Origin of the sequence: Streptomyces sp. NPDC046977 (genome assembly GCF_040644455.1) — a bacterium.
Taxonomy (GTDB): domain Bacteria; phylum Actinomycetota; class Actinomycetes; order Streptomycetales; family Streptomycetaceae; genus Actinacidiphila.
Map to the genome: position 1 here is coordinate 116186 of NZ_JBEYWO010000028.1, position 7548 is coordinate 123733.

Here is a 7548-nt window from a genome sequence, read left to right on the forward strand (position 1 = left end):
ACCGGGACGGGTGATGGCGGTTCAGGAGGCGGGGCGGCCGGTGACGCCGACGGGTCCGGCGGCGGTGACGGCACCCCTGAGCGTGACGCTGCCGGGTCCGAGCCGGTCGACGCCGGGGGCGCGCGGGTCGGCGGCCCGGGAGAGTGAGACGGCGAGGTCGTCGGTACCCACGGGAACGGAGGCGTCACCGACGCTCCAGGCGGCGGGGCCGCCGAAGACGGCCTCCTCGACGGCGCGCAGCCACGCGGCGAGACGGCGCCGCGTGGGGGCGGCCGCACGGCCGTGGACGGCCGGCGAGAGCAGCGGACGGGACCAGGCGTGCAGGGTGTCCACGGGCCCGCGGGCCATCACCTCGGGGCCGCCGGCGCGGCCGATCAGGAGCAGCGGGGTGCCGTGCTCGATCCGCCACACCTGGGCCCGCATGCCGGTCAGGGGCAGCGCGGCGCGCGCCGCCCGGCCGGTCGGGGCGGGTGTCGCACCGTCCAGTGCGGCAAGCCACCGCCCGAGGTCGCCGACCGTGGCGACCCGTGGGCGCTCCAGGGCGGCGGGCGCGGCGAGCAGGGCGGTGTCCTCGGCGAGGGCCTGCGGGCGGGAGGTGATCAGCAGCCGGTCGTCGGACGGGCGGACGCCGCCCGCCCCCGGCACTTTGTCGAGGCTCTCCAGGCCGACGAGGACCGTGCCGGCGCGGTGGTGGAGGGTGGCGGCCAGCGGTTCCGTGAGGGCCGCCCCGGACCACGACCGGCGCGGCACGGGGACGGGGAGCAGCGGGGACAGCCGGTGCAGCCAGTCGGCGAGGGCCGCGGGGGAGGTCACCGGCGCGTGCAGGCGCACGCTTCCGGCGCGTTCCCCGGAGGGTGTGACCCGCAGTGCGCCGACGCCCGTGCGGCCCTCGACCTGGTACTCGACGACCGGCTCGTCCTGCCGCGCGCCGCGGCGGGTGGTGGCCCGCAGTGCGTCCACGTCCCGCCCGGCGAGGAAACGCGCCAGGTCGCCGGTGTCCGCGGCCTCGTGGATCACGTCGCCGTAGTCGGGGAAGACCGGTCCGCTCCGCACGGTGTAGCCGGCCACCGCTTCACCGAGGAGCAGCCTTTGCACGCCCCCGAGCCACGCCGCCAGCTCCCCCGAACCCGCCCTCCACAGCAGTGGATCCGCCATCGCCGCTCCCGTCTCCGCCGTTTCCGGGGCACATTAACCGCGCGATTCGTACGGAACGTCAACCTCCGGCACCAGGTGTCCCGCGCCAGGGGGCGCATGGTCGCACGGCAGGGTGCTCCAAGGGCGCAGCCGTATGCAGAGAGCGCACGGAGTCCTACTGTGCGCACATGCCAGCTACCCCGCTAGAGCGCGCCGAGTACTTCGTGTGGCTGACCGCACGCGTGCTCGAGCAGCGCAGGTTCGCGTACCACTTCAGGAACGGGGCGGCGGACGCGGTGGAGGCCGCGCTGACCGCGTACCGCAACGACGACGACGGTTATGGGCACGCGCTGGAGCCGGACCTGCGCGGTCCGGTCAGCCAGCCGCTGCACGTCGCCCGCGCCCTGCGCGTGCTCGACGAGATCGGCAGGTGCGGCAGCCAGCGCGCCGAGCGGATCTGCCGCTACCTGACCGCCGTCTCCACCGCGGAGGGCGCCCTGCCGGCCGTGCACCCCTCCGTGCGCGGCTATCCCGCCGCCCCCTGGCTGCCGGTGGTGGACGACCCGCCGGGCGACCTGCTGACCACGGCGCCGGTCGTCGGGACGCTGCACCGCAACGGGGTGTGGCACGCCTGGCTGTTCCGGGCGACGGACTTCTGCTGGGAGGCGATCGACGCGCTGGACAAGACGCATCCGTACGAGGTCGTGGCCGCCCTGGCGTTCCTGGACAACGCGCCGGACCGGATGCGGGCCCGGGAGGCGGCCGCGCGGATCGGTCGCCTGGTGCGCGAGCAGCGCCTCGTCGTGCTCGACCCGCGGCGCGCGGGGGACGCGCCCGTACCGTCCGGCTACGCGCCCGGCGAGCACCACTTCGCGTACGACTACGCGACCGTCCCGGACTCCCTCGCCCGCCAGTGGTTCTCGGACGCCGAGACGGACGCGGCCCTGGACTTCCTCGCGGCGCAGCAGCGGGAGGACGGCGGCTGGCCCGTCCGGTGGCACGCGTGGGCGCCCGGGACGGCGCTGGAGTCGCGGCCTGTCGTCACCGTCGACGCGCTGCGCACGCTGCGGGCCTACGGCCGGTCCCTGGACGGCTGAGTCAGCCCGCCGCGGCTGCGTCCCGCAGCAGGAGCGCGGCCAGCGCCAGGGCCGTGCCGTGGGGCGTGGCGAGGTCCAGGCCCGTGAGTTCGGTGATCCGGGCCAGCCGGTTGTCGACGGTGTTGGGGTGCAGTCCCAGCTGCCGGGCCGTGCTCCGGCGCTCCTGCCGGCTGCCCAGGTACGTGCGCAGGGTCTCCACCAGGTCCGGTCGCCCGGTGATCGGGTCGAGCAGCGCGGCGATCCGTTCGCCGCTGCCGTCGCGGTGCGCGAGGTGGTACTCGAGCAGCACGTCGTCGAGTCGGTGCAGTCCCGCGGCGAGTCCGCCGGCCCGTGCCACCCGCAGGATCTCGGAGGCCGTACGGGCCGCCCCGGCGATGGCACCCGGATCGGCGGCGGGGACCGCGGCCACCCGTATCTCCGGGGAGCAGGCGTGCCTCAGCCGCGCCAGAAGGTCCTCGTCGGTGCCGTGCGGCACGGCGTGGCCGGGCACGACCGCATGGCCGCCGCCGGTGTCCAGCACGGCGGGCACGTCCGTGCCGTACGTGCGGTCCAGCGCGGCCTGCACACGGCGCAGTTCCCGTCGCACCGCCAAGGGGGCGCGCACCGGGCCGTCGCCGGGCGGCAGCCGCAACGCCAGCACCAGGGCGCCGTCCGCCAGCCCGAGCCGGGCCGCGGGGAAGCGGTCGGCGGGGAGCGAGCCGTCGAGCAGCGCCCGCACCAGGGAGCGGTCGCGTTCGCGCTCCTCCGCGGCGAGCGCGGCCCGTTCGTCGACGTACGTCTCCGACACCGCCCCGACCAGGTACTCCTGGGCGGCCAGGAGGAAGCCCGCCAGCTCGATCAGCGCGTCCTCCTCGCCGGGGCGCGCGGCGGCGCGCAGCGACCGCCACAGGGCGTGCGTGCCGTGCAGCTGGCCGCGGAGCAGGAGGTGCAGCGGCAGCCCGTCGTCGGCGTGCTGGGCGGCGCGTTCCCGCAGCAGGCGCGTGTCGCCGCGGTCGCCCCGCACGGCGCGCCGGATCAGCCAGCGCAGTCCGTGCCGTGCGGCCGCCGCGATGCGGGGGTCCTTCTCCTCCGGCGTCAGGTCCGCGGGCGCGGGAGGGCCGGTCAGGCCGGCCTCGGTGATCCGGCGGGCGGGATCGCCCGCTTTGGACTCGCAGCGCGCGGCGAGAGCACGGGCCGCGTCGGAGAGGACCGGCAGGGCGTCGGCCGCCATCGTCCCCACCCCCACTTCCGCAACGGTTCGACGGATCACACTAACCCGTCACCCGGTGACGGCCCGCAGCGATCCCGTCACCACGACAGCCACCGCCACGACCACGAGGAAGGGCGCGCGCAGCAGCAACGCCACCGCGGCCGCGGCCAGTCCGGCGCCCCGCGCGTCCAGCACCAGGGTGCGGCCCTGGCCGAACGTCTGCAGTGCCGTCAGCGCCGCCAGCAACGCGATGGGCAGCAGCGCGGCCAGCCGCCGCACCAGGGGCCGTTCGAGGAATCCGGCCGGGACGGACAGGCCGAGCAGTTTCATCGCGTAGCAGCCGAAGGCGGTGCCCGCGACGGCGAGCCAGGTACTCAACGGTCGTTCTCCTTGCGGCGGGTGGCGGCCAGGACGAGGGGAGCGGCGAGCGCCGCGACAAGGACGGGAACCCCGGCCGGCAGCAACGGCAGGCAGACCAGGGCGAGAAGGACCGCGACGGCTGCCGTGGCACGCTCGCGGCGGCCGTGCAGCATGGGCGCGAGCAGCGCCAGGAAGACGGCGGGAACGGCCGCGTCCAGACCCCAGTCGGCGGGGTCGCCGAGCGCGGCGGCGCCCATGGCGCCCCCGAAGGTGGTCAGGTTCCACAACGCGTACAGGGCGGCGCCGGTGACGGTGAATCCGAGGCGGGCGCTGGCCCGGTCGGGCTGCGCGAGCGCCACGGCCGAGGTCTCGTCGATCACCCACTGCGCCGCGAGGGGGCGCAGGGCGCGCGGCAGCCCGAGCAGTCCGGACAACCGCAGCCCGTAGAAGGCGTTGCGCACGCCGAGGAAGAGCGCGCCGGCGGCTGCCGCGTAGGCACCGCTGCCGGCACCCAGGGCGCCGACGAGCGCGAACTGCGAGGCGCCGGTGAAGACCAGCAGGCTGAGCGCGCACGTCTGGAGCAGGCTCAGCCCGGCTCCCGCCGAGGTCACGCCGAAGGCGAATCCGGACAGCCCCACGGCGACGCCCACCCCCAGGGCGTCGCGGACGACGGCGGCACGCGGGCGTGCGGGGCGCGCCCGTTCGGGCGCGGTGTTCTGGATGTTCCGGGTGTTCTCGGCGTCCATGGGTGCTGCGGTCACCCGTCCGACGTTAGGCGGCGCCCTGGGGGCCGTCTTGTACGTTATTGCGCTCCCGCCGGTAGGCGCCGGGCGGGACGCCCACGATGCGGGTGAAGTGCCGGTTCAGGTGCGGCTGGTCGGTGAAGCCGACGGCCACCGCGGCCTCCGCGGGGGCCGTGCCGGCATCCAGGAGACGGCGGGCCCGGCGCACCCGTTCATCGGTCAGCCAGGTGTGCGGCGGCATCCCGTACAGCTCGCGAAAGGCACGCAGCAGGGAGAAGGGGCTCGTGTCCAGGGCCGCCGCGAGCTCGGCCAGGGGCGGCGGATCGGCCAGCCGCGCCTCCAGGAACTCACGGGCACGCTGGGCGGTGCGCGCCCCGGCCGTCAGCGGCGCCCGCGCCGCCATGGTGCCGCCGTGGTCCCGCAGCAGGCGGGCGATCACCCACCGCATCATGGTGTCGGCGGCGAGGGCGTTGTGGGCCTCGGCCGCCCGCAGCACCTCCGTGACCAGGCGCACCGCCTGCGGGTCGTCGGCCACCGACGTCGCGAAGCGGGCGGTGCCCCGGATCGCCGTGGTCTCGGCGGCCACGGCGGCCACCACGTCCGCCCCGGGATAGATCACGCTGTAGGCCCATCCCTCCGGCACGCCCGCGTGGCCGGTGTGCACCTCGCCCGGATTGATCAGCGCCAGCGCGCCGGGGCCGGCCCGCTCGACCCGGCCGTGGTGGTGGAAGGCCTCGACGCCTCCGGTGATGCCCGCGATCACGAACGACTCGTGGGTGTGCCGCACGAACGTCTTGCGCACGTAGCGCGCCCGCAGCAGATCGACGTCCGGCAGTCCCGGATGCCGCCAGTGCCGTGCCCGCTCCTCCCCTGCCATGCCCCCATTCTGCGCCGCCCGGTTCCCTGCGGGACGGCTGTCGCCACCACCGGGCCCGCCCGTCACACCGAGCACATGCGTCACCTGCGTATCGGAACCGTCCGCCGCGAGGCCGGTCCGCACGGCCCGGACCCGGGCGGACGAGGGCGCGTTGTCAGTGGTGCGAGGCAGGATGGATGGCATGTCGCGACGGAACAGCGGGGGCGCACCGGAGGAGGCGGACACGGCCGGGGCGCTCGACGGATTCTCACCGGCCACGCGTGCGTGGTTCACGGGGGCCTTCCACGCGCCCACGGCCGCCCAGGCGGGGGCCTGGCGGGCGATCGCCGGGGGGTCCGACGTCCTCGTGGTGGCCCCCACGGGCTCGGGCAAGACCCTCGCGGCGTTCCTTGCCGCACTCGACCAGCTGGCGTCGGCGCCGCCGCCCGCCGACGCCAAGCGCCGCTGCCGCGTGCTGTACGTCTCGCCGCTGAAGGCCCTCGCGGTCGACGTCGAACGCAATCTGCGCAGCCCGCTGACGGGTTTGCGGCACGAGGCGGTGCGTCTGGGGCTGCCGGAGCCCGAGGTGCGGGTCGGCATCCGCTCCGGCGACACCCCGGCCGCCGAGCGCCGGGCGCTGGCGACGCGACCGCCGGACATCCTGATCACGACGCCCGAGTCGCTGTTCCTGATGGTGACCTCCTCGACACGGGACGCGCTGCGCGGCGTGGAGACCGTGATCCTCGACGAGGTGCACGCCGTGGCGGGCACCAAGCGCGGAGCGCACCTGGCGCTGTCCCTGGAGCGGCTGGACGAACTGCTGGAGCGGCCCGCCCGCCGTATCGGCCTGTCCGCGACCGTGCGCCCGGTGGACGAGGTGGCGCGCTTCCTGTCACCGCAGCGCAAGGTGACGGTCGTGCAGCCGCCCTCGCAGAAGGAGTTCGACCTGTCGGTGGTCGTCCCGGTCGAGGACCTGGGCGAGCTGGGCGGGTCCCCCGCGTCGGAGACCGACGACCCGCGGCCGTCGATCTGGCCGCATGTGGAGGAGCGGATCGCCGACCTGGTGCAGAGCCACCGGTCCACCATCGTCTTCGCCAACTCCCGCCGCCTGGCGGAACGCCTGTGCAACCGCCTGAACGAGATCGCGTACGAGCGCGCCACGGGCGAGCCGCTGCCCGAGGGCGCGCCGCCCGCGGAGATCATGGCGCAGTCGGGTGCCGCGCACGGGGCGCCGCCGGTGCTGGCGCGGGCGCACCACGGCTCGGTCTCCAAGGAGCAGCGCGCCCTGGTCGAGGAGGACCTCAAGGCAGGCCGGCTGCCGGCCGTGGTGGCGACGTCCAGCCTGGAACTGGGCATCGACATGGGCGCGGTCGACCTGGTGGTGCAGGTGGAGTCGCCGCCCTCGGTGGCCTCCGGGCTCCAGCGGGTGGGCCGCGCCGGGCACCAGGTGGGCGCGGTCTCCACGGGTGTGGTGTTCCCCAAGTACCGCGGTGACCTGGTGCAGTCGGCCGTCGTCACCGAACGCATGCGGGAGGGCGCGATCGAGGCCCTGCGCATCCCGGCCAACCCGCTGGACGTCCTGGCGCAGCAGCTGGTCGCGATGACGGCGCTGGACACCTGGGACGTCGACGAACTGCTGGCGGTGGTCCGCCGGGCCGCGCCCTTCGCGGCGCTGCCGCACTCGGCGTACACCGCCGTGCTGGACATGCTGGCCGGCCGCTACCCCTCGGACGCCTTCGCCGAGTTGCGGCCGCGGCTGGTGTGGGACCGGGTGGCGAACACCGTGACGGGCCGCCCGGGTGCGCAGCGGCTGGCGGTGACCTCCGGCGGCACGATCCCGGACCGCGGCCTGTTCGGGGTGTTCCTGGCGGGCGCCGACCCGAAGAAGGGCGGCGGCCGGGTCGGCGAGCTCGACGAGGAGATGGTCTACGAGTCCCGTGTCGGGGACGTCTTCACGCTGGGCACGACCTCCTGGCGCATCGAGGACATCACCCGCGACCGGGTGCTGGTCTCGCCCGCGCCCGGTGTGCCCGGGCGGCTGCCGTTCTGGAAGGGCGACCAGCTCGGCCGCCCGCTGGAACTGGGCCGGGCGGTGGGCGCGTTCCTGCGCGAGGTCGGCCGGCTCGACCCCGCCGAGGGACGCGAGCGGCTGTCGGCCGCGGGCCTGGA

At 75.8% G+C, this 7548-nt stretch carries 7 protein-coding genes; 2 read left to right on the plus strand and 5 right to left on the minus strand.

Annotated features, from left to right (window positions below):
• Positions 1–21: 21 nt before the first annotated feature.
• Positions 22–1155 (minus strand): hypothetical protein, encoded by a 1134-nt coding sequence (locus ABZ883_RS33310; protein ID WP_360912879.1) that lies wholly within the window; start codon positions 1153–1155, stop codon positions 22–24.
• Positions 1156–1322: 167 nt separating this feature from the next.
• Between ABZ883_RS33310 and ABZ883_RS33315 the strand changes: the two genes are divergently transcribed.
• On the plus strand, positions 1323–2231 hold the full coding sequence (locus tag ABZ883_RS33315) for a hypothetical protein (RefSeq protein ID WP_360912880.1): 909 nt from the start codon (positions 1323–1325) through the stop codon (positions 2229–2231).
• Position 2232: 1 nt separating this feature from the next.
• On the opposite strand, the gene ABZ883_RS33320 is transcribed toward ABZ883_RS33315, so the two are convergent.
• Genes ABZ883_RS33320 through ABZ883_RS33335 form a run of 4 tightly spaced genes read right to left on the minus strand, consistent with a single transcriptional unit; the run spans position 2233 to position 5400 of the window.
• Positions 2233–3441 carry a helix-turn-helix domain-containing protein gene (locus tag ABZ883_RS33320; protein WP_360912882.1) on the minus strand — a complete coding sequence of 403 codons (1209 nt, stop codon included), beginning with the start codon at positions 3439–3441 and terminating at the stop codon, positions 2233–2235.
• A gap of 48 nt (positions 3442–3489) precedes the next feature.
• Positions 3490–3798, minus strand: a complete 309-nt coding sequence (locus ABZ883_RS33325) for an AzlD domain-containing protein (RefSeq protein WP_360912884.1) — start codon at positions 3796–3798, stop codon at positions 3490–3492.
• Entirely contained in the window at positions 3795–4526 is a 732-nt protein-coding gene (locus ABZ883_RS33330) for an AzlC family ABC transporter permease (RefSeq protein WP_360912901.1), read from the minus strand. Before ABZ883_RS33330 ends, ABZ883_RS33325 begins: the two co-directional genes overlap by 4 nt.
• A 25-nt stretch (positions 4527–4551) precedes the next feature.
• Positions 4552–5400, minus strand: coding sequence for an AraC family transcriptional regulator (locus ABZ883_RS33335; RefSeq protein WP_360912886.1), 849 nt, complete (start codon positions 5398–5400; stop codon positions 4552–4554).
• 181 nt (positions 5401–5581) lie between these two features.
• On the opposite strand from ABZ883_RS33335, the gene ABZ883_RS33340 reads away from it, so the two are divergent.
• Positions 5582–7548, plus strand: a 1967-nt coding sequence (locus ABZ883_RS33340) for a DEAD/DEAH box helicase (RefSeq protein ID WP_360912888.1), incomplete at its 3' end; no start/stop codon positions are given.

What these genes read in the sequence shown, in the direction of transcription:
- ABZ883_RS33310 (WP_360912879.1), bottom strand. Translation starts at nt 1,155, where the DNA reads ATGGCGGATCCACTGCTGTGGAGGGCGGGTTCGGGGGAGCTGGCGGCG.
- ABZ883_RS33315 (WP_360912880.1), top strand. Translation starts at nt 1,323, where the DNA reads ATGCCAGCTACCCCGCTAGAGCGCGCCGAGTACTTCGTGTGGCTGACC.
- ABZ883_RS33320 (WP_360912882.1), bottom strand. Translation starts at nt 3,441, where the DNA reads ATGGCGGCCGACGCCCTGCCGGTCCTCTCCGACGCGGCCCGTGCTCTC.
- ABZ883_RS33330 (WP_360912901.1), bottom strand. Translation starts at nt 4,526, where the DNA reads ATGGACGCCGAGAACACCCGGAACATCCAGAACACCGCGCCCGAACGG.
- ABZ883_RS33335 (WP_360912886.1), bottom strand. Translation starts at nt 5,400, where the DNA reads ATGGCAGGGGAGGAGCGGGCACGGCACTGGCGGCATCCGGGACTGCCG.